This is a genomic window from Dietzia massiliensis, from assembly GCF_018390595.1.
Lineage (GTDB): Bacteria > Actinomycetota > Actinomycetes > Mycobacteriales > Mycobacteriaceae > Dietzia > Dietzia massiliensis.
The window spans coordinates 1-16,929 of the sequence record NZ_JAHBAV010000065.1; the positions used below are offsets into that span (position 1 = coordinate 1).

Genomic DNA, 16,929 nt, shown 5'->3' on the forward strand with positions numbered 1-16,929 from the left:
CGGCCAGCACGGCGTCGGTCGCGGCGCGGATGACGGGCATGACCTCGTCCCACTCGCCCTCGATGGTCGTGAACATCGAGGTCGTCTCGTGCGGCAGACCGGACTCGCGGACCACCCGGACCGCCTCGGCGACCGCCTTGCTCATGGACGCCGACTCGTCCGCGGTGGACGTCGGGGCGACGGAGAAAGCGAACAGCATGGCATCACCGTAGACCCGCCACGCCCGATCGTGCAGATTCCGGACGCCGGACGAAAGCTACGTCACAGACGCGAGACCGTCTGCGGCACACCCGGCGTGTACCCGGCCTCGGCGAGCAGCTCGCGCACGCGCGGGATGACCTTGCGGCCGTACAGGTCGATGCAGGTCATGAGGTCCTCGTGCGGGTTGGGGCCGCTGGCGTACTTGAGGTCGAAGCGGTCCAGGCCCAGCGTGCGGACCGTGGTGGCGATCTTCTGCGCGACCGTCTCCGGCGAGCCGACGTACATGGCGCCCGAGCGGACCTCGCGGTGGAAGTCGGCCTCGGTCGCGTCGCCCCAGCCGCGCTCGCGGCCGATCTGGTTGCGATTGACGATCCAGTGCCGCGCGGACAGCTCGGCGGCCTTCGCATCGGTCTCCGCGACGAAGCCGGGCGAGTGGACGGCGATCGGCAAACGCGGCGCATCGGTCCCCGCGAGCTGGGCGTTGGCCTCGCGGTAGAGGTCGGCGAACGGCGCGAACCGACCGGCGGGCCCGCCGATGATCGCCAGCATGAGCGGCATCCGGTAGCGGGCCGCGCGGACCACGGACTCGGGGCTGCCGCCCACCGCGATCCAGGCGCTCAGCCCGTTCTCCGTCTTGGGGTAGACGTGCTGGTCGACGAGCGGCGGCCGCAGCTCACCCGACCACGTCACCGGCCCCTCGGGCAGCAGCGCGGCGAACAGGTCCAGCTTCTCGCTGAACAGCTGCTCGTACTGGGACAGGTCGAAGCCGAACAGCGGGAACGACTCGGTGAAGGAGCCGCGGCCCAGCACGACCTCCGCGCGGCCGTTGGACAGCGCGTCGATGGTGGCGAAGCGCTGGAAGACGCGGATCGGGTCGTCGCTGGACAGGACGGTGACGGCCGAGCCGAGGGTGATGCGCTCGGTGCGCGTGGCGATGCCGGCCAGCACCACGTCGGGGGCGGAGACCGCGAAGTCGGGGCGGTGGTGCTCGCCGATCCCGATCGCGTCGACGCCCACCTGATCGGCGAGGACGGCCTGCTCCACGACGTCGCGCAGGACCTGCGCGTGGTGGACGGGCCGGCCGTCGCGGTCGACCGTGGTGTCGCCGAAGGTGTCGAGGCCGAAGGCGACGCGGGGCTGTGGTCCGGGGGCTACGGTGCTCATGCGTTCACTATAGTTGATCCATCATATAGCCTTGACCGGACAGTGCGCCGCGAGGGCGCGGGGCAGGCCACTTCCCCACGGCCGGTGGCCACGTCCCCGCCCGCAGCGCGGACCCGTGCGGCACGCCATAACTCGTTTTCCTGGTGGGTGCGCCTCGCCGCGGACCGCGCGAAGGGGTTCGTATGACCGCGACCTACGGATCGCCGTGATCGGCGCGCTCCATGCTCGACACGCCCCGGGATCAGCAACAGGTCGCCTACTTCATGTATGAACACGACATGCGTACCCGTGAATTACCCCGAGGACTCGCCCGCGCCCACGGACCCGCCCTCCGGCCCGAGGTGACGACATGACACCCGCGGCGCCGGCCGGCACCACCTCCCCGCGGGGCGACCGGCGGCGCGAGGCGCTGCTCGCCGCGCTCGACGACCGCCTCAAGACCACCGCGCTGGACGACATCTCGGTGGCCGACCTCACCGAGTCCGCCGGCATCACCCGGTCGGCGTTCTACTTCTACTTCGACTCCAAGGCCGCCGCGGTGGGCGTGCTGCTGGCTATGGTGCAGGACGAGTCGAACGCCGCCGTCGAGACCGCGGTGCGCGGCGAGGGGGAGTTCCGCACCCGGGTCACCGCCGCGCTCGAGCGGCTGACCGACCGGGTCCTGGACAAGGCTCACATCTACCGGGCTCTACTCACCGCGCGCAGTAAGCACGCCCAGACCCGCACCCTGTGGGACGACGGTCGCCGGGCCCTCGCCGCGCAGGTCGCCGAGTTCCTCCGCGCCGAGCGCGCGGCCGGTCGGGCCCCGGAGGGTGTCGACGCCGACGCGCTCGCCGAGGGGCTCATCCACATCAACGAGACCGTCCTCGAGCAACTGGCGTACGACCCGGGCCGCACGCGGGAACCGCTGCTCACCGTCGCCGCGGACATGTGGGTGCGCACTGTGTACGGCCGCCCGGACCCCGCAGTGGACCCCGGGGCCGATCCGGGGAGAACCGCATGACAACGACCGTCGACGTCGCCGTCCCTCGCCCCCGCCTGAGGTATGATCTGATTCACACCTATCAATAGTTGACACATCACAGGGCCCGCCCTATCGTTGGTGACACAACAACAAGACAGCGTCCGGCGTCAACCGGACCGATCCCACAAGGAGTCACCATGACCGCGAGCCTCAACGACCTGACCGGCACCTGGTCCCTCGATCCCACGCACACGCGTCTCGGGTTCGTCACGCGTCACGCGATGATCACCAAGGTGCGCGGTGCCTTCAACGACTTCACGGGCACCGTCACCGTGCCCGCGGAGGGCATCGAGGGCGCGAAGGCCGAGGTCACCATCAACGCCTCGTCGATCGACACCCGCAACGCCGACCGCGACGGCCACCTGAAGTCCAACGACTTCTTCGACATGGAGAACCACCCCGAGATCACCTTCACCTCGACGAAGATCGCCCCTAACGGTTCGGGTGGCGTCGACGTGACCGGCGACCTCACCATCAAGGGCACCACCAAGTCCGTGACCATCCCGTTCGAGTACGAGGGCACCGCCACCGACCCGTTCGGCAACCAGCGCGCGGGCTTCGAGGGCACCACCACCCTCAATCGCACCGACTTCGGCCTGACCTGGAACGCCGCGCTCGAGACCGGCGGCGTGCTGGTCTCGGAGAAGATCACCCTCGAGCTGGAGATCTCGGCCATCAAGAGCGCCTGATCCGGCCCGGCGCCGGCCTCCTCCGCCGCCGCTACAACGCGAACGCCCGCCCCGGCATCCGTCGGGGCGGGCGTTGTGGTGTGGTGCGCGGCCTGGCGGCCTAGGTGACGACGACGAGGACCGCGGTGTGCGTGCCGTCCCCGTCCTCCCACGTCCCGCTGAGCGTGCCCGGGGAGCCGATGAGCGGACGGTCGGCCTCGGCGTCGTTCTCCTCGTTGACGACGCGGATGACCCGCGGGCTCGCCTCGGGGGACTGTCCGAGCCCGTCGCCGCCGCCGCGGATGTTGACCGGGGACGGGGTGACCGTGCCCTCCTCGACCTGCAGGTGGTCGGCGGCGGTGTCGCGGTGGCTGATCACGCGGCAGACCTCGGTCACGTAGACGGGGTCGGCGGGAGCGTCGTAGACCCAGCGCCGACCGAGGACCGAATGCTCCATCGTCCCGACGAGCGCCTCGGAGGCGTCGGAGAGCTCGCCGCCCCGGTACGTCACGGGCACGTGGTAGGTCCGGGAGCCGTCGGAGAGCAGGAACGACTCCATCCCGACCTCACCGTCCGGGTCGACGAAGCGGTAGGCCGTCACCTGTTCCAGGCGCTCGGGATCACCGTCGAACCAGTCCTGCCGGCGGACCCACCCGCGCAGCAAGTCCAGCTTGCCCGGGTCGAGGACGGCGTCATAGATCTCGGCGGTTCCACTCATGCGCTAAGACTCCCCGAAAGCACCCGGTCCGGCAAACGATCGGAGCTCCGGGTGGGGGAATGAAGAAGAATTCGTACTCGCAGCGTTTTCCCTGGGCAGCGGCCCTGCACGTCCGGCCGGAAGCCCCGCATGCGTGACCATCGTCACAGCCAGGGCGCCTGTCGACCGTTACGGTGAGCCCCGTATCGCCGGGGAGATCCTCCGGAATCCCGATAGGAAGGTGTGACGCATATGAAGAAGACCATCGCTGTCATCGGTTCCGCCGCCGCCCTGTCCTTCGCCGGTGCCGGGCTCGCCTCGGCTCAGAGCGCCGTCCCCGGTGTAGACGCCGGTTCGCTCGGCGCGGGTGAGACCGTCGAGACCCCCGCCGAGGTCGTCGAGACCCCCGCTGAGGTCTCCGCCATCGCCGAGCAGCTCTGCGACACCATCGACGCCTACGACTTCCTCGGCTCGGCCCAGGGTGTGGCGCCCGGCCTGAGCGGCGAGGACTGTGCCGCCAACGCCCAGGCCGCCGTGGACGCCGCGTTCTCCGGCGACATCCAGGGCGCGATCGACATCCTCCAGGGCATCGACGCCGAGGTCCCGGATGATGACGACGCCGACGAGGACGCCGACGTCGAGGACGAGATCATCGATCCCGGCGCTGACACCGCGATCGCGCCCGGTGCCGATGCGTGAGTCGTAAGTCTCTGACGGTCTGATCGCCCCGATCCGACTCCCGGCTCCGGCCCCCGCGAGGGAGCCGGAGCCGCGTCATGTCCGGCGGCTGCCTAGTCTCCCGCCTGCGGATCCGTGGCCGCGACCGCGGCGAGCATCGCGTGGTCGATGTGCCCGGGCTCGGTCGCGTTCATGAATTCGGCGATGATGCGCTCGACCGCGGCCGGGTCCTCGACGTGCGGGTATGGCCCGCCCGATGCCGACCGTCCCGACCGCTGTCACGCACGCGGCCACGCCGGGGATCGCGTCCGCGGCCGCTGCCGCCGCCGTCGACGGTGCATACCGCGAACCGGTCGGGGCGCTCGCGGGCTACGTCCCGGGCGACTGGTTCTAGCGGGTCCCGCCCGTCGCGTCCGCCCACCGGACGAGCCGACGGTGGCGGTGGGTGAACAGCGCTCCGACGACCACCCGCACCACCGGCCGCGGCAGCACCGCCCGCGGCACCGCGCGCAGGGTGTCGGTGACGCGGGTCGTTCCGTCGGACAGCGCCTCGAGGTCACGGTGGTGCTCCCACACGCGGCACGAGCCGAGACGGGACCGCTCACGGAAGTAGCGGGGCGCCGAGACCTCGAGGATCGTCAGGTCGTCGAACTCCAGCGGGATCACACCGGCCAGCAGGATCCACGCCCGCCCGACCGGACGGCCCGTCGGCACGTCCGCGATGGACGTGCCGACGAGCGCGGCCGGGAACCGCATGGTCAGCAGGGGCCCGAACTCGTGGGCGACGCCGCAGGGCGTCACGATGCGCGCCCACACCCGCTCGCGCGGCGCGCGCACCACGCTCGAACGGACCACCTCGACAACGCCCCCGAGATCACTCTCGGCGCCGCCCGGGGTGGCGCGGCGCGGGCCCCTGTGACGGCTCACCCGGGCGAAGGGCCGGCGTCCGCCGCCGCATGCCCGGCCGGTCCCGCGGGGTCGCCGGAGTCGGCGGGACGACCGCGCGGGCCGGGCTCGTCGTCGCCCTCGTCGTCGTGTCCGTCTTCGTGGCCCTCGCGGTCCGGCCCCGACACCTCGTCCACCTCCGGCACCAGGCCCGGCCCCGGGCCACCACCGTCGGCGCCGCCATCCCCCCGCGCGGCGAGGTACCGCACGATCGTGTTGGCCATCGCGGTAACCGGCACCGCGAACAGTGCGCCGACGATGCCGAACAGGTACGTGCCGGCCGTGACCACGAGGATCACCGCCAGCGGGTGCAGCGCCACCGCGTGACCCATGAGGATCGGCTGCAGCACGTGCGACTCGAGCTGGTGGACGACCACGACGATCGCCAGCATCGCGATCGCGATGGCCGGGCCCCGCTCGACCACCGCCAACACCGTCGGCACCAGGCCCGCGACCAGCGTCCCCACGATCGGCACGAACGACGCGAGGAACACCACCACGACGATCGGGATCACGAACGGCACGCGCAGCAGCGCCGCGCCGATACCCACCCCGGCCGCGTTGATCGCGGCCACCGTGAGTTGCGTCCGTGTGTACGCGCCCAGGCTGCCCCAGCCGTGACGGAACGCCGAATCGACGTGCGCGCGGCTCGCGCGCGGCAGCCAACGCACGAAGAACTCCCACAGCTTCTCGCCGTGGTAGAGGAAGAAGAAGAGCGCCACCAGGCAGATGAGCACCCCGGCCACCGCGTCGACGGCGGTGTGCCCGAACTGGACGGCGCCGGCCGCCACGGCCTCCGAGTGGGACTCGATCCACGTCCGCGCCTGCCCCACCGCCTCCTGCAGCCGGTCGGCCGTGAGGTGCAGCGGCCCCTCCTCGAGCCACCGCAACGCCGCGTCGGTGCCGGAGGAGATCTGCTCCCGCATCCGCGGCACGCCGGTGGCGAGCTGAGTGGTGACCGCCGCGAGCGCGGCGAGGATGACCGCCAGGACCCCGACGACGACGACGAGGGCCGCCGCCGCACGCGGGACCCGCTGCGGGATCCGGTCCACGAGAGGTCTGAGCATGGCCGCGAGCAGGACCGCGATCGCGACGGGCGCGATGATCACCGACAGCCGACCGATCGCCTGCCCGAGCAGCCAGCCACCACCGGCGATGAGGAGCAGACACGCGGACCACGCCGCCGCCAACAGGACCGGGTACGGGAGGTGTTCGCGCGCGACCGGGGGCGATGTCATGTTCTGAGAATAGGCGCGGGTGAAGGTTTTCTCCCCGTGTTCGAACGGTTGCGTCGTGCGTGGGCACGGGCAGAATCGCGCCCACGGTTCCCCCCGCTGCCCAGCGGGGGCCTGCAGTCCTGGATGTCCGATTCCACCCCGAGAAGGAGCGCCATGCCCGACAAGAGGTCAGATTCCAAGTCCGCCGCCCGGTCCGCCGCCGAGAAGATCGTGGACAAGGCCGAGGAACTCGCCGACGACCTGGTCGGCGGTGCCGACGTCGTCCCCGGCACCCCCGGTTCCCGCCCGCCGACCGTGGACGAGCCCACCGAGCCCACGAGCCCGCTGCCGCCCAAGGCGGACCAGAAGGGCGCCACCCCGTACGGCCCGACCGGCGCCGAGCCGCCCGGCTCCGTCACGGCTCGCGAAGAGGTCATGCGCCAGCAGGGCGCCTTCCTCACCACCGCGCAGGGCGCCCGCCTGTCGGACACCGACCACTCGCTCAAGGCCGGCCGCCGCGGCCCCGTGCTGCTGCAGGACCACCACCTGCGCGAGAAGATCATGCACTTCGACCACGAGCGCATCCCCGAGCGCGTGGTCCACGCCCGCGGCGCCGGCGCGCACGGCGTCTTCCGCGCCAACGGCGCCGCCGCCAGCGTCTGCAAGGCCGGCGTGTTCGCCGAGGGCAAGGAGACCGAGGTCTTCGTCCGCTTCTCCACCGTGCTCGGCAACCGCGGCTCCGCCGACACCGTCCGCGACACCCGCGGGTTCGCGACCAAGTTCTACACCGACGAGGGAACCTGGGACCTGGTCGGCAACAACATCCCCGTGTTCTTCATCCAGGACGCCATCAAGTTCCCCGACGTCGTCCACGCCGCCAAGCCGCACCCGGACCGCGAGATCCCGCAGGCCCAGAGCGCGCACGACACCTTCTGGGATTTCGTCTCCCTGCACACCGAGGCTCAGCACCACACCCTGTGGAACATGTCCGACCGCGGCATCCCGCGCTCGTACCGGATGATGGAGGGCTTCGGCGTCCACACCTTCCGGCTCGTCAACGACGCCGGCGAGACGAGCCTGGTGAAGTTCCACTGGAAGCCCCACCTCGGCGTCCACTCGCAGGTGTGGGAAGAAGCCCAGATCACCGGCGGCATGGACCCGGACTTCCATCGCCGCGACCTGGCCGACGCCATCGAGGCCGGCGCCTTCCCCAAGTGGGACCTCGGCATCCAGGTCTTCCCCGACACGGTCGACGAGAACGGTGTCAGCGAGATGTTCCACGGCATCGACCTGCTGGACCCGACCAAGATCGTGCCTGAGGAGCTCGCACCTGTGCAGGTCATCGGCACGATGGAGCTCAACGCCAACGTCAAGAACTTCTTCGCCGAGACCGAGCAGGTCGCGTTCCACCCGGGCCACCTCGTGCCGGGCATCGACGTCACCAACGACCCGCTCCTGCAGGGCCGCTTGTTCTCCTACCTGGACACGCAGCTCCTGCGCCTGGGCGGGCCGAACTTCGGGCAGATCCCGATCAACCGCCCGCACGCGCCCGTCAACGACATGTTCCGCGACGGGTTCCACCAGTCCGCCGACCACGTGGGCGTGGCTCCGTACCAGCCCAACAGTCTTGACGGCGGCTGCCCGTTCATGGCGGGCACCACCGACGGCGCGCTGGTCGAGGTGGCGCAGACGATCGCCGAATCGCAGATCGAGCGGGCCACCCCGGCCAGCTTCGACGATCACTTCTCGCAGGCCACGCTGTTCTACAACAGCCTCACCGACGTCGAGAAGGAGCACGTCGCCGAGGCGTACACGTTCGAGCTGGGCAAGTGCTACGAGCAGGCCATCAAGGTCCGGCAGGTCGAGCAGCTCGCGCACATCGACCACGACCTGGCCGTCACCGTGGCCACCGGCCTGGGCCTGCCCGCGCCGGCGAAGGTGCCCGTCGCCGAGGTCGTCACCAGCCCGGCGCTCTCGCAGATCGGTAAGGAGTGGCCGTCCGACGGGCGCCAGATCGGCATCCTCGTCACCGAGGGCTCCGACGTCGACGCGGTCTCGGACCTCGTCCAGGCGGTGTTCGACGACGACATGGTGCCGCTGGTGATCGCCCCGACCGGCGGGATGCTCGGTGATCCGGAGGCCGGCGAGGCCGTGTCGGTGTCACGGACCTATCAGACGCAGCGGTCCATCGAGTTCGACGCGCTCGTGGTGGTCGATCTCCCCGCCAACCCGCGCACGGACATCCTCATCAGCGAGATGTACCGGCACAAGAAGGCCATAGCGACACTGGCACCAGTCGACCGGTACGCCGACTTCGGGATCACCACCGACACCCCGGGCGTCGTGCAGGTGGACTCCGCGGCCGGCGTGGTGCCCGCGCTCACGCCGCTGCTGGCCAACCACCGCGTGTGGGAGCGGCCCGACCCGGCGCGGGTCTGATTCGGGCCCGCTCCGGTGGCGCGGGGATGGGCGGCGAGTAGGGGCCCGCGCACGCCGCCCCGGGGCCTGCGGGCTCGCACGCCGCCCAGGGGCCCGCGGGCTCGCACGCCGCCCATCGGATTCCGCGCCGCCCATCAAAGCGCACGCCGCCTATCGGACTGCGCGCCGCCTATGGGGCCCCTTAGGTGGCGCGTGCTCCGATAGGCGGCGCGGCTGCGGAGGCGGCTCGGCCGCAGTCGACGCGGTGTTCTCGGGCCTCTGTGGCGGGCGACGCGGTGTTCTCGGGCCTCTGTGGCGGGCGAGGCGGGGCCCTGCGGCGGACGATTTCGGGCTCCCGCCGCACGATCTGCCCCTCCGATCCCGCCTCGCGCCTCGGAAGTCGATCCGCTCGCGGAACTCCGCGGGCGTATCGCAATCCGAGGGGCGGATTCCTCGTGAGGCTCCTCGGCCGGTGTGCAACCGTCCCCGGGGCCCGGCGCGCACGGGTAGCGTCGCCGCCATGAGCGACAACGCCTCCTCTCGGGACGCCGCCGCAAGCCGGGCCGCCGCCAGCGAGGGTGCCGCCGCCAGCGAGGCCGCCAGTGCGAGTGCCAATGCGGGTGCTGGGGCAGGTACCGATGCCAGTGCAGGTACCGGTGGTGCGGCCGCCGTGTACCGCCTCGAGGCGCGGCGAGTGATCGCGGCGACCCCGGACCGGGTGTTCGCCGTGCTCTGTGATCCGGACGGCCACGTGGCCATCGACTCCTCCGGCATGCTCCAGTCAGCGGAGGGGCCGGTGGTCACCGCCGAGGGCGACAGGTTCGTGGTCCACATGGATCGCGAGTCACTGGGTGACTATGACATGGGCGAATACGACGTCACGGTGATCATCACCCGGTTCGAGCCGGACGCCGAGATCGCCTGGACCATCGATGGCACCATCAAGCCCCCGATCGGCCATACCTACGGCTATCGCCTCATCCCGCTCGACGGCGGGGACCGGACCGAGGTCGTGAGCTACTACGACTGGGCCGACGCGCACCCGGACTGGCGTGACTCGGGGGTGCTGCCGGTGCTGGACGCATCGGCGCTCAAGGCGACGCTCGGGATCCTCGACCGGGCGGTCAGGAGGGGATATGTCCGCGGCTGATCCGACCAACCCACGGCCGGACCTGTGGTTCGCCCGCGACGGCATGGAGTTGCGTGCCGTCGACTCCGGCCCCGAACACGGTGAGGCGATCATCCTGCTTCACGGGTTCCCCCAGCGCACGTCCAGCTGGGACCTCGTGGCACCGCTGCTGCACGCGGCCGGCTACCGCACGCTCGCACTGGACCAGCGCGGGTACTGCGAATCCGCCAGGCCCCGCGGTCGGCGCGCCTACCGTCTTCCAGAACTGGTCGGCGACGTGATCGCCCTCCTCGACTCCGCCGGGCTCGCCGACGCCCACGTGGTGGGCCACGACTGGGGCGCGGCGGTCGCGTGGGGTGTGGCCGGCGCCCACCCCGACCGGGTCCGCACACTCACCGCCGTCTCGGTGCCCCATCCCGCGGCGTTCCTCACGTCGATGGTCAGGTCCGACCAGCTGCGGCGCTCCTGGTACATCGGGTTCTTCCAGCTACCGCTGATCCCGGAACTCGTGCTCAGCTCCCCTGGGCCGCGGCCCGCGAAGGCACTCGCCGGCATGGGAATGACGCCGGAGATGATCCAGCGCTACCGCGACGAGATGGTCGCCACCGGCGCTATCCCCGGGGGCCTGGGTTGGTACCGGGCCCTGCCGTTCGCCCCACCCGGCGCCGCCACCGCGAAGGTCCGCGTCCCGACGACCTTCGTGTGGAGCGACCGTGATACCGCGCTGGGCCGCGGCGGCGCCGAGCGGACCGGCGAGCACGTGGACGCCGACTACCGGTTCGTCGAGATGAACGGCGTCAGCCACTGGATCCCGGACGAGCGGCCGGCGGAGTTGGCCGACGCGATCGTGGCCCGTGCCCGGTCGACCGCGGACGGCTCGGGTCCCGGGTCCTGAACTCCACCGCACCGGGTGCGTGCGGCCCGGTGCGGTGTCACGCTGGGCCGATGTTCTTCATCTTCGGTTTCAAGAACTCGTCCCGGAACCTCGGGCTGGCCCGGGCCACGTGCCCGAACTGCGGCAACGTCGCCGCACAGCGGGTCGACCGTCGGAAGCGAGCGTTCTCCCTGTTCTTCATCCCCATCATCCCGCTGGGGTCGTCGTACACGGCCACGTGCACGGCGTGCGGCATCACCACCAAGATCGACCGGTCGCGGGCCGACGGGATCCTGTCCGGCGCGTACTGATCCGGCCGCTCAGCTCTCCCGCGCCGGCACCGCTGGGGCCGTGGCCTTGTCCTCCCACGGTGGCGGGATCGTGGCGGCGACCGCCGCGGCAAGGAGGGTCGCGCCGCAGCCGAACATCAGACCGACCCGGAATCCGGTCTCGGTGGGGACAAACAGCCCCTCGAAGTCCATGGACATCTGGGTGAGCAGCACGCCGAGCACCGCGGCAGAGGTCGTGGTGCCGATGGAGCGCATGAGCGTGTTGACGCTGTTGGCCGAGCCCATCTCGGAGGTGGGGACCGAGGCCATGATCAGCGCGGGCATCGCACCGTAGGCCAGCCCCACACCGCCGCTCACCACGATGCCGACGGTCACCACACCCCAGGTCGATCCCATGAGGAACAACCCGGACGCATAGCCGACCGCGACCACCAGCGCTCCCAGGATGAGCGTGGTCTTGGGGCCGCGGGTGCCGATGAGTCTCCCGCTGAGTGGGGAGACCGCCATCATCGCCAGCCCGCCGGGCGCGCTCCAAAACCCCATGGCCACCATCGACTGGCCCAACCCGTGTCCGGTCTCGACCGGGAGCTGAAGAATCTGGGGCATGATCAGCAGCTGCGCATAGAGGCCCATGCCGATGGTCACCGAGGCGATGTTGGTCATCAGGACGGGGCGACGGGCGGCAACCCGCAGGTCCACGATCGGTGACGGGTGCCGGAGGACCCACAGCGCCCATCCGGGCAGCGAGACCGCGGTGAGCGCCAGCAGGCCGAGGGTCAACGGGGCGCCCCAGCCCCAGTCGGCGCCCTTGGACACCGCGAGCAGCAGCGAGATGAGAGCGATCGCGAGCCCCACCGCGCCGACGACGTCGAGCGTGCCGTCCGGTTTGGCGGCCGGCAGCGTCCGGAGACGCACCGTCATCATCACGATGATCGCCACGCCCAGGGCCCCGGACCCCCAGAACATCCACTGCCACGAACCGTATTGCGCCAGGGCGGCCGCCGCCGGGAGCCCGAGCGCCCCTCCCACTCCGAGCGACGAACTCATCAGACTGATCGCCGGTGCGAGTCGACGCGCCGGGAGGATCTCGCGCATCGTGGCGATGCCGATGGGGATCACACCGATTCCCACGCCCTGCAGGGCGCGCCCGATGAGCATCGGCCACAGCGAGGTGGCCAGTGCGCACAGCACCGAGCCGACGACCATGACCGCCGTGCAACCGATGAGCACGTACTTCTTCGGATAGAGGTCTCCCAGTCGTCCCATGAGCGGACCGGCCACCGCTCCGGCGAGCAGCGTGATGGTGACGACCCAGGAGGCGTTGACCGCGGAGGTGTTGAGAATCGCCGGCAGCATGCCCAGCAGCGGGATGACCAGCGTCTGACTGAGAGACATGACGATGCCGCCGAAGGCTAGGACCGCGATGAGACCGTTCTCGTCCGACCGGACGGTGTCGGCGTCCCCACCGCGCGTTCGTGCCATCATCCCGTGTCCTTCCGACCGAGGCTCGCTTCCGGAGCCTCTCGTCGGACATTACAGACAGGTGTCGAACGGGTTCTCGTTCCGGGCACGGCCACCGTGTTCGACATGGCGGTCCGACGTGGCGGAATCCTCGCCCACTATTGTCTGCCGCTGTCCGCAGTGCGACGATGAGCGGGTGGACACCACCGGCTCGACCCGGCGGATCACCCGCCGGCCCACCGTCTCCGTGGGGGCGTTCCTCGCCGTCACGGCCGTCGCACTGACCGCCGCCGTCACGGCCCCGGCCACCGCGAACGCCCAGGACTCCTCCGAGGCCATCCCGCGACTGTTCCCCGCTCCCGACCGCGTGATCGCCGTGGGCGGCTCACCCACGGGGCTGTGCGCGGGCGCGATCTCCACCACGCTCGACGGCGACGGGTACCCGGACACGGCGTCCGTCGCCTGGGCCTTCGCCATCGCCGGGGTGGGTCCGTGCAACCTCACCGCCACCCTCTCGTGGCGCAACCTCGACACCGGGGCCACCGGGGAGAAGATCGCGCAGGTCCCGTTCCCGCGGATCTCGACGGGCATCCCCGATCCGATCTCCCACCCCTACGAGGCGCAGATCTCCACCGGCCCGGGCCGGGTCGAATACCGACTCACCACCACCGGCGGGGCCGTCGCCGGGCCGATCGTCGTGGAGACGGTCGCCTACGACGGCTGACGACGCCGGGGGCGCGCAGCACCCGGACCGGGCAGCCGCTCCGGGCCAGCATCGTGTCGGTTGCCAAACCGGTTCCAGTAGCGGACGTGAGCATCTCCGGATGTGCACTCACCAGCGGAATTAGAGGTGCCGCTAAGTTACCTTATGTAAAGTCGCACTTGTCGAAACCGTTAACGACTACTTGACGGCACCCTCGGCGCAGGCGGACACTCGGCACATGGAAACCCCTCGCCTGGTCGAACTCATTGATGCCCATAAGCGGGCCTACGGCGTCAGCGAGTCCGAGTTGGCCCGCCGGATCGGGGTCACCCGGCAGAATCTGCACCTTTGGCGCACTCACGGCTTGCGCGGCCTACCAGCCCGAACGACGCTCGACGGCATGGCTGCCGAACTGCGCCTCCCCTATGCCCAGGTTCTCGAGGCCGCCCTATGCGATTCCGGCTACCTCGACGCCACCGACCATGTCACCACCATCGAGAAAGGCGCACAGTAGTGCCCCATAGAGTGGTGTAACTCGGTGGCCGAGATCGTCTGCGATTCCGTGTTGTGTACGGATGTAGAGCGGCCACCGTGTGATCCTTCGAGTCAACCTTCTACCGAATCCTCGAACGGAGTCATCAGATGACCGCACCCCATATTGTCGACCCTGCAGGCCTGCTTAGCCAAGCCCTGACCGACGCGTCACCGGATCTGATGCGCGAGCTGCCGGGAGACCATGATCAACGCCCTGCTGTCCGCGGACGCCGACGCCGTGTGCGGCGCCGAGTGGAACGCCCGCTCGTCAGAGCGCACCAACTACCGCAACGGTTACCGCCACCGCCCCCTGGACACCCGTGTCGGCACCGTCGACGTCGCCATCCCCAAGCTCCGCTCGGGCTCCTACTTTCCCGAGTGGCTGCTCGAGCGCCGCAAGCGGGCCGGATCCGCGCTGATCACCGTCGTGGCGGACTGCTACCTGGCCGGGGTCTCCACCCGCCGGATGGACAAGCTGGTCAAAACTCTCGGCATCGACTCGCTGTCCGCCGACCTGGTGGCCCGTGGCCTGGGCGGAGTCCGGCTGGTGACCTCCGATGCCCACGCCGGGCTGATCGAGGCGATCGCGGCGAACCTGCCCGGGGCCGCCTGGCAGCGCTGTCGCACCCACTACGCCGCAAACCTCATGGCCGTGTGCCCCAAGTCGATGTGGCCGGCCGTGAAGGCGATGCTGCATAGCGTCTACGACCAGCCCACCGCCGAGGCTGTCAATGCCCAGTTCGACCGGCTCTTGGACTACACCGAAGGCAGACTGCCCGAGGTTGCTGACCACCTCGGCGATGCCCGCGAGGACCTGCTGGCGTTTATCGCGTTCCCCGACGATGTGTGGCGGCAGATCTGGTCCAACAACCCCACCGAGCGGCTCAACCGGGAGATCCGACGCCGCACCGACGTGGTCGGGATCTTCCCGAACCGGGATGCCATCGTTCGCCTCATCGGCGCCGTCCTGGCCGAGCAGACCGACGAATGGGCCGAAGGCCGCCGCTACCTCGGTCTCGAAGTCCTCAGCCGCTGCCGACTCACCCTGACCACCGACCCCGCCACCAGCTCGCCGACGGAGGTGAGCACCGATGACCTGATGCAACTACCCGCCTGACCACCCACGAAGGATCACCATTCAGTTACACCACTTCCAGGGGCTTGACCAGGATGTGTCAGCGGGGCGCCGCTTGTCGGCGTAGCTACCAGTACTGCGGGATCGTCCATCGCAGCGGGGTCCTATCGATCACCCACAGCGCCATCCGCGACCGATAGTGCACGCCGTGGCGCACCGCGAACGACCAATGACCGACGAACCACGCCAGGAGCCCGAGCGCCGCTACCGTGGGCGCCCACGTACGACCCTGCACAACACCGAGCATGCCAATCACCGCGCAAAACCCGCCGACCCCACGCGCGAGCGGCGGCAAGGCCACCGCGCCGCCAGCGACGACAGCGGTAGCGAGCAGCGCGGTCTCCAGATCCCACATTCCACACTCCTGTCGCTAGCGACTTCCGCCGCGGCGCCCACGCGGGCCTCACGGCCGGTTCGGCTGTCAGTATGGCGTTCCCCTTCCGACAGTCTGTGCGCGTCGCGCTCTGACGGGCTGGCTATGACTGGCCCGGCTGATCCGACTGGCCTGGCTTACGAGCGGTCTCACGCAGCGAGTCCAGGACCTCCCGCAGGGTGTCCGAGGTGGCCTCCGCCCGGACCCGTGCCCGGTCGGACTCCTCGGCCTTGGCGCGCGCGACCGCCGCGTCCTGGCGTGCGGTCTCGAGCTGACCGCGCAGCTGCTCGAGCTCGCCGCGCACTACCTCGAGCTCGCCGAGGGCGCGGTCGCGGACCGCGACAGCATCGTCGCGTTCCGACTCCGCTTGTTCGGCCGCCTCCAGTGCGGCGGCCTCGCCGCCGCGGGCTGCATCCAGCGCCACAGCGGCCTGCTCGTCCGCCTGCTCGGCGGCCCGCTTCCACGCCGCGGCCCACACCGAGGCCACCATCGCCGACATTGCCTCCGACAAGTCCGGCGCGGGCGGCACATCCCCGCCAACGCCGGTGGCGTGCTCGCGCATCCATGCGGCCACCTCACCGATGCGCACCCCCGCTTCGCGCTGCACGGCCCGCACGGTGACCTTGTCCCCCCGTGCAACGAGCACCCCATAGGCTCGAGCGATCTTCTCCGGCGTCGACATGACAACCCCTCCAAGTCGGGTAGCGGGGCTTTTGCATACAAGCGCGGGACGCGGGAAGTCACAATGGAGCACCGACTCCGCGGCCTGTACACTTTTGCGTACAGAAGGGGTTGAGATGAAGACAATGAGCTACACCGAGTCCCGGGCCCGCTACGCCGAGGTCCTCGACGGGGTCACCAACGACCGCGAAGAGGTCATCATCACCCGCGCCGGCCACGAGCCGGTGGTGATGGTGTCTCTCGACGAGTACGAGTCCCTGCGCGAGACCGCCCACCTCATGCGATCACCGGCCAACGCCCGACGCCTGCTCGATGCGATGGAGCGGCTCGAGTCCGGCCGCGGACAGGCGCGCGACCTGCTCGACGCCGACTGACGTGCTACTCGTCTGGGACGACAACGCCTGGCAGGACTACCTCTGGTGGCAACAACAGGACCGCAAGATCCTCAAACGCATCAACCTGCTCCTGCAGGACATCACCCGCAACGGCAATGAAGGAATCGGCAAACCCGAACCCCTCAAATACGACTTCGCCGGATACTGGTCCAGACGCATCACCGACGAGCACCGACTCGTCTACAAAGTCACCGACACCGAAGTCCGAATCGCCACCTGCCGCTACCACTACGGGTAAGCGACACAGGCTCAGCCGGAACTACACGTCTCTATCGACCTGGCAAGTGTGAGAATGACAAGCCCATTTGGCCCCGCTGTGCTGTTTTGATTTGGCCCCACCCT

At 70.1% G+C, this 16,929-nt stretch carries 20 protein-coding genes and 1 pseudogene; 13 read left to right on the forward strand and 8 right to left on the reverse strand.

Annotation, left to right across the window (positions count from 1 at the left end):
* The coding region (locus tag KHA85_RS14305) for a thiamine-binding protein (protein ID WP_213186318.1) at positions 1 to 199 on the reverse strand (199 nt) is incomplete at its 3' end.
* Between the two features lie 62 nt (positions 200 to 261).
* A complete protein-coding gene (locus KHA85_RS14310) occupies positions 262 to 1,365 on the reverse strand; it encodes an LLM class flavin-dependent oxidoreductase (protein ID WP_213186319.1) in 1,104 nt (367 codons plus the stop codon).
* A gap of 349 nt (positions 1,366 to 1,714) precedes the next feature.
* On the opposite strand from KHA85_RS14310, the gene KHA85_RS14315 reads away from it, so the two are divergent.
* Both KHA85_RS14315 and KHA85_RS14320 read left to right on the forward strand, forming a co-directional pair.
* Positions 1,715 to 2,368: a TetR/AcrR family transcriptional regulator gene (locus tag KHA85_RS14315; protein WP_213186320.1), complete on the forward strand. Its 654-nt coding sequence runs from the start codon at positions 1,715 to 1,717 to the stop codon at positions 2,366 to 2,368.
* Between the two features lie 158 nt (positions 2,369 to 2,526).
* Complete coding sequence (locus KHA85_RS14320; protein ID WP_213186321.1) at positions 2,527 to 3,078, forward strand: YceI family protein; 552 nt, start codon at positions 2,527 to 2,529, stop codon at positions 3,076 to 3,078.
* Between the two features lie 100 nt (positions 3,079 to 3,178).
* Here the strand turns inward: KHA85_RS14320 and KHA85_RS14325 are convergent, their stop codons facing one another.
* Positions 3,179 to 3,775 carry a maltokinase N-terminal cap-like domain-containing protein gene (locus tag KHA85_RS14325; RefSeq protein ID WP_213186322.1) on the reverse strand — a complete coding sequence of 199 codons (597 nt, stop codon included), beginning with the start codon at positions 3,773 to 3,775 and terminating at the stop codon, positions 3,179 to 3,181.
* A gap of 231 nt (positions 3,776 to 4,006) precedes the next feature.
* Between KHA85_RS14325 and KHA85_RS14330 the strand changes: the two genes are divergently transcribed.
* Positions 4,007 to 4,453: a hypothetical protein gene (locus KHA85_RS14330; RefSeq protein WP_213186323.1), complete on the forward strand. Its 447-nt coding sequence runs from the start codon at positions 4,007 to 4,009 to the stop codon at positions 4,451 to 4,453.
* 235 nt (positions 4,454 to 4,688) lie between these two features.
* The gene (locus KHA85_RS14335; RefSeq protein WP_181365922.1) at positions 4,689 to 4,826 is read left to right on the forward strand and encodes a hypothetical protein; all 138 of its coding nucleotides are present in this window, start codon (positions 4,689 to 4,691) and stop codon (positions 4,824 to 4,826) included.
* On the opposite strand, the gene KHA85_RS14340 is transcribed toward KHA85_RS14335, so the two are convergent.
* Positions 4,823 to 5,359 carry an Rv1443c family protein gene (locus KHA85_RS14340; RefSeq protein WP_236885731.1) on the reverse strand — a complete coding sequence of 179 codons (537 nt, stop codon included), beginning with the start codon at positions 5,357 to 5,359 and terminating at the stop codon, positions 4,823 to 4,825. The two genes, KHA85_RS14335 and KHA85_RS14340, sit on opposite strands and share 4 nt — an antisense overlap.
* On the reverse strand, positions 5,356 to 6,615 hold the full coding sequence (locus KHA85_RS14345; RefSeq protein WP_213186324.1) for an AI-2E family transporter: 1,260 nt from the start codon (positions 6,613 to 6,615) through the stop codon (positions 5,356 to 5,358). The genes KHA85_RS14340 and KHA85_RS14345 overlap by 4 nt, the downstream gene beginning before the upstream one ends.
* Before the next feature lie 153 nt (positions 6,616 to 6,768).
* On the opposite strand from KHA85_RS14345, the gene KHA85_RS14350 reads away from it, so the two are divergent.
* From KHA85_RS14350 to KHA85_RS14365, 4 genes are all read left to right on the forward strand, one after another.
* Positions 6,769 to 9,033 carry a catalase gene (locus tag KHA85_RS14350; protein WP_213186325.1) on the forward strand — a complete coding sequence of 755 codons (2,265 nt, stop codon included), beginning with the start codon at positions 6,769 to 6,771 and terminating at the stop codon, positions 9,031 to 9,033.
* A gap of 649 nt (positions 9,034 to 9,682) precedes the next feature.
* Positions 9,683 to 10,162, forward strand: a complete 480-nt coding sequence (locus KHA85_RS14355; protein ID WP_213186333.1) for an SRPBCC family protein — start codon at positions 9,683 to 9,685, stop codon at positions 10,160 to 10,162.
* The gene (locus KHA85_RS14360; RefSeq protein WP_213186326.1) at positions 10,149 to 11,036 is read left to right on the forward strand and encodes an alpha/beta fold hydrolase; all 888 of its coding nucleotides are present in this window, start codon (positions 10,149 to 10,151) and stop codon (positions 11,034 to 11,036) included. The genes KHA85_RS14355 and KHA85_RS14360 overlap by 14 nt, the downstream gene beginning before the upstream one ends.
* 50 nt (positions 11,037 to 11,086) lie before the next feature.
* Positions 11,087 to 11,326 carry a zinc-ribbon domain-containing protein gene (locus KHA85_RS14365; protein WP_061228629.1) on the forward strand — a complete coding sequence of 80 codons (240 nt, stop codon included), beginning with the start codon at positions 11,087 to 11,089 and terminating at the stop codon, positions 11,324 to 11,326.
* A 9-nt stretch (positions 11,327 to 11,335) separates the two neighbouring features.
* On the opposite strand, the gene KHA85_RS14370 is transcribed toward KHA85_RS14365, so the two are convergent.
* On the reverse strand, positions 11,336 to 12,790 hold the full coding sequence (locus tag KHA85_RS14370) for an MFS transporter (RefSeq protein WP_061228630.1): 1,455 nt from the start codon (positions 12,788 to 12,790) through the stop codon (positions 11,336 to 11,338).
* A gap of 172 nt (positions 12,791 to 12,962) precedes the next feature.
* Here KHA85_RS14370 and KHA85_RS14375 point away from each other — a divergent pair, with 172 nt between their 5' ends.
* The 3 genes and pseudogenes from KHA85_RS14375 (at position 12,963) to KHA85_RS14385 (ending at position 15,120) form a co-directional block, all read left to right on the forward strand.
* Complete coding sequence (locus KHA85_RS14375) at positions 12,963 to 13,490, forward strand: hypothetical protein (RefSeq protein ID WP_213186327.1); 528 nt, start codon at positions 12,963 to 12,965, stop codon at positions 13,488 to 13,490.
* 217 nt (positions 13,491 to 13,707) lie between these two features.
* Positions 13,708 to 13,983 carry a helix-turn-helix domain-containing protein gene (locus tag KHA85_RS14380; protein WP_213186328.1) on the forward strand — a complete coding sequence of 92 codons (276 nt, stop codon included), beginning with the start codon at positions 13,708 to 13,710 and terminating at the stop codon, positions 13,981 to 13,983.
* 128 nt (positions 13,984 to 14,111) lie between these two features.
* Positions 14,112 to 15,120 (forward strand): annotated as a pseudogene (locus KHA85_RS14385) (IS256 family transposase).
* A gap of 85 nt (positions 15,121 to 15,205) precedes the next feature.
* Here the strand turns inward: KHA85_RS14385 and KHA85_RS14390 are convergent.
* On the reverse strand, positions 15,206 to 15,493 hold the full coding sequence (locus KHA85_RS14390) for a hypothetical protein (protein ID WP_213186329.1): 288 nt from the start codon (positions 15,491 to 15,493) through the stop codon (positions 15,206 to 15,208).
* A gap of 121 nt (positions 15,494 to 15,614) precedes the next feature.
* On the reverse strand, positions 15,615 to 16,193 hold the full coding sequence (locus KHA85_RS14395; protein WP_213186330.1) for a DNA-binding protein: 579 nt from the start codon (positions 16,191 to 16,193) through the stop codon (positions 15,615 to 15,617).
* A gap of 115 nt (positions 16,194 to 16,308) precedes the next feature.
* Here KHA85_RS14395 and KHA85_RS14400 point away from each other — a divergent pair, with 115 nt between their 5' ends.
* Positions 16,309 to 16,566, forward strand: a complete 258-nt coding sequence (locus KHA85_RS14400) for a type II toxin-antitoxin system Phd/YefM family antitoxin (RefSeq protein ID WP_213186331.1) — start codon at positions 16,309 to 16,311, stop codon at positions 16,564 to 16,566.
* A 1-nt stretch (position 16,567) separates the two neighbouring features.
* Positions 16,568 to 16,825 (forward strand): Txe/YoeB family addiction module toxin, encoded by a 258-nt coding sequence (locus KHA85_RS14405; protein ID WP_061228632.1) that lies wholly within the window; start codon positions 16,568 to 16,570, stop codon positions 16,823 to 16,825.
* The last annotated feature ends 104 nt before the right edge of the window (positions 16,826 to 16,929 follow it).

Excerpts from the sequence above, each read along its gene's own strand:
- KHA85_RS14315 (WP_213186320.1), top strand. The coding sequence starts at position 1,715 with ATGACACCCGCGGCGCCGGCCGGCACCACCTCCCCGCGGGGCGACCGG.
- KHA85_RS14325 (WP_213186322.1), bottom strand. The coding sequence starts at position 3,775 with ATGAGTGGAACCGCCGAGATCTATGACGCCGTCCTCGACCCGGGCAAG.
- KHA85_RS14360 (WP_213186326.1), top strand. The coding sequence starts at position 10,149 with ATGTCCGCGGCTGATCCGACCAACCCACGGCCGGACCTGTGGTTCGCC.
- KHA85_RS14400 (WP_213186331.1), top strand. The coding sequence starts at position 16,309 with ATGAAGACAATGAGCTACACCGAGTCCCGGGCCCGCTACGCCGAGGTC.
- KHA85_RS14370 (WP_061228630.1), bottom strand. The coding sequence starts at position 12,790 with ATGATGGCACGAACGCGCGGTGGGGACGCCGACACCGTCCGGTCGGAC.
- KHA85_RS14345 (WP_213186324.1), bottom strand. The coding sequence starts at position 6,615 with ATGACATCGCCCCCGGTCGCGCGCGAACACCTCCCGTACCCGGTCCTG.
- KHA85_RS14350 (WP_213186325.1), top strand. The coding sequence starts at position 6,769 with ATGCCCGACAAGAGGTCAGATTCCAAGTCCGCCGCCCGGTCCGCCGCC.
- KHA85_RS14365 (WP_061228629.1), top strand. The coding sequence starts at position 11,087 with ATGTTCTTCATCTTCGGTTTCAAGAACTCGTCCCGGAACCTCGGGCTG.
- KHA85_RS14395 (WP_213186330.1), bottom strand. The coding sequence starts at position 16,193 with ATGTCGACGCCGGAGAAGATCGCTCGAGCCTATGGGGTGCTCGTTGCA.
- KHA85_RS14330 (WP_213186323.1), top strand. The coding sequence starts at position 4,007 with ATGAAGAAGACCATCGCTGTCATCGGTTCCGCCGCCGCCCTGTCCTTC.
- KHA85_RS14380 (WP_213186328.1), top strand. The coding sequence starts at position 13,708 with ATGGAAACCCCTCGCCTGGTCGAACTCATTGATGCCCATAAGCGGGCC.
- KHA85_RS14320 (WP_213186321.1), top strand. The coding sequence starts at position 2,527 with ATGACCGCGAGCCTCAACGACCTGACCGGCACCTGGTCCCTCGATCCC.
- KHA85_RS14310 (WP_213186319.1), bottom strand. The coding sequence starts at position 1,365 with ATGAGCACCGTAGCCCCCGGACCACAGCCCCGCGTCGCCTTCGGCCTC.
- KHA85_RS14335 (WP_181365922.1), top strand. The coding sequence starts at position 4,689 with ATGCCGACCGTCCCGACCGCTGTCACGCACGCGGCCACGCCGGGGATC.
- KHA85_RS14390 (WP_213186329.1), bottom strand. The coding sequence starts at position 15,493 with ATGTGGGATCTGGAGACCGCGCTGCTCGCTACCGCTGTCGTCGCTGGC.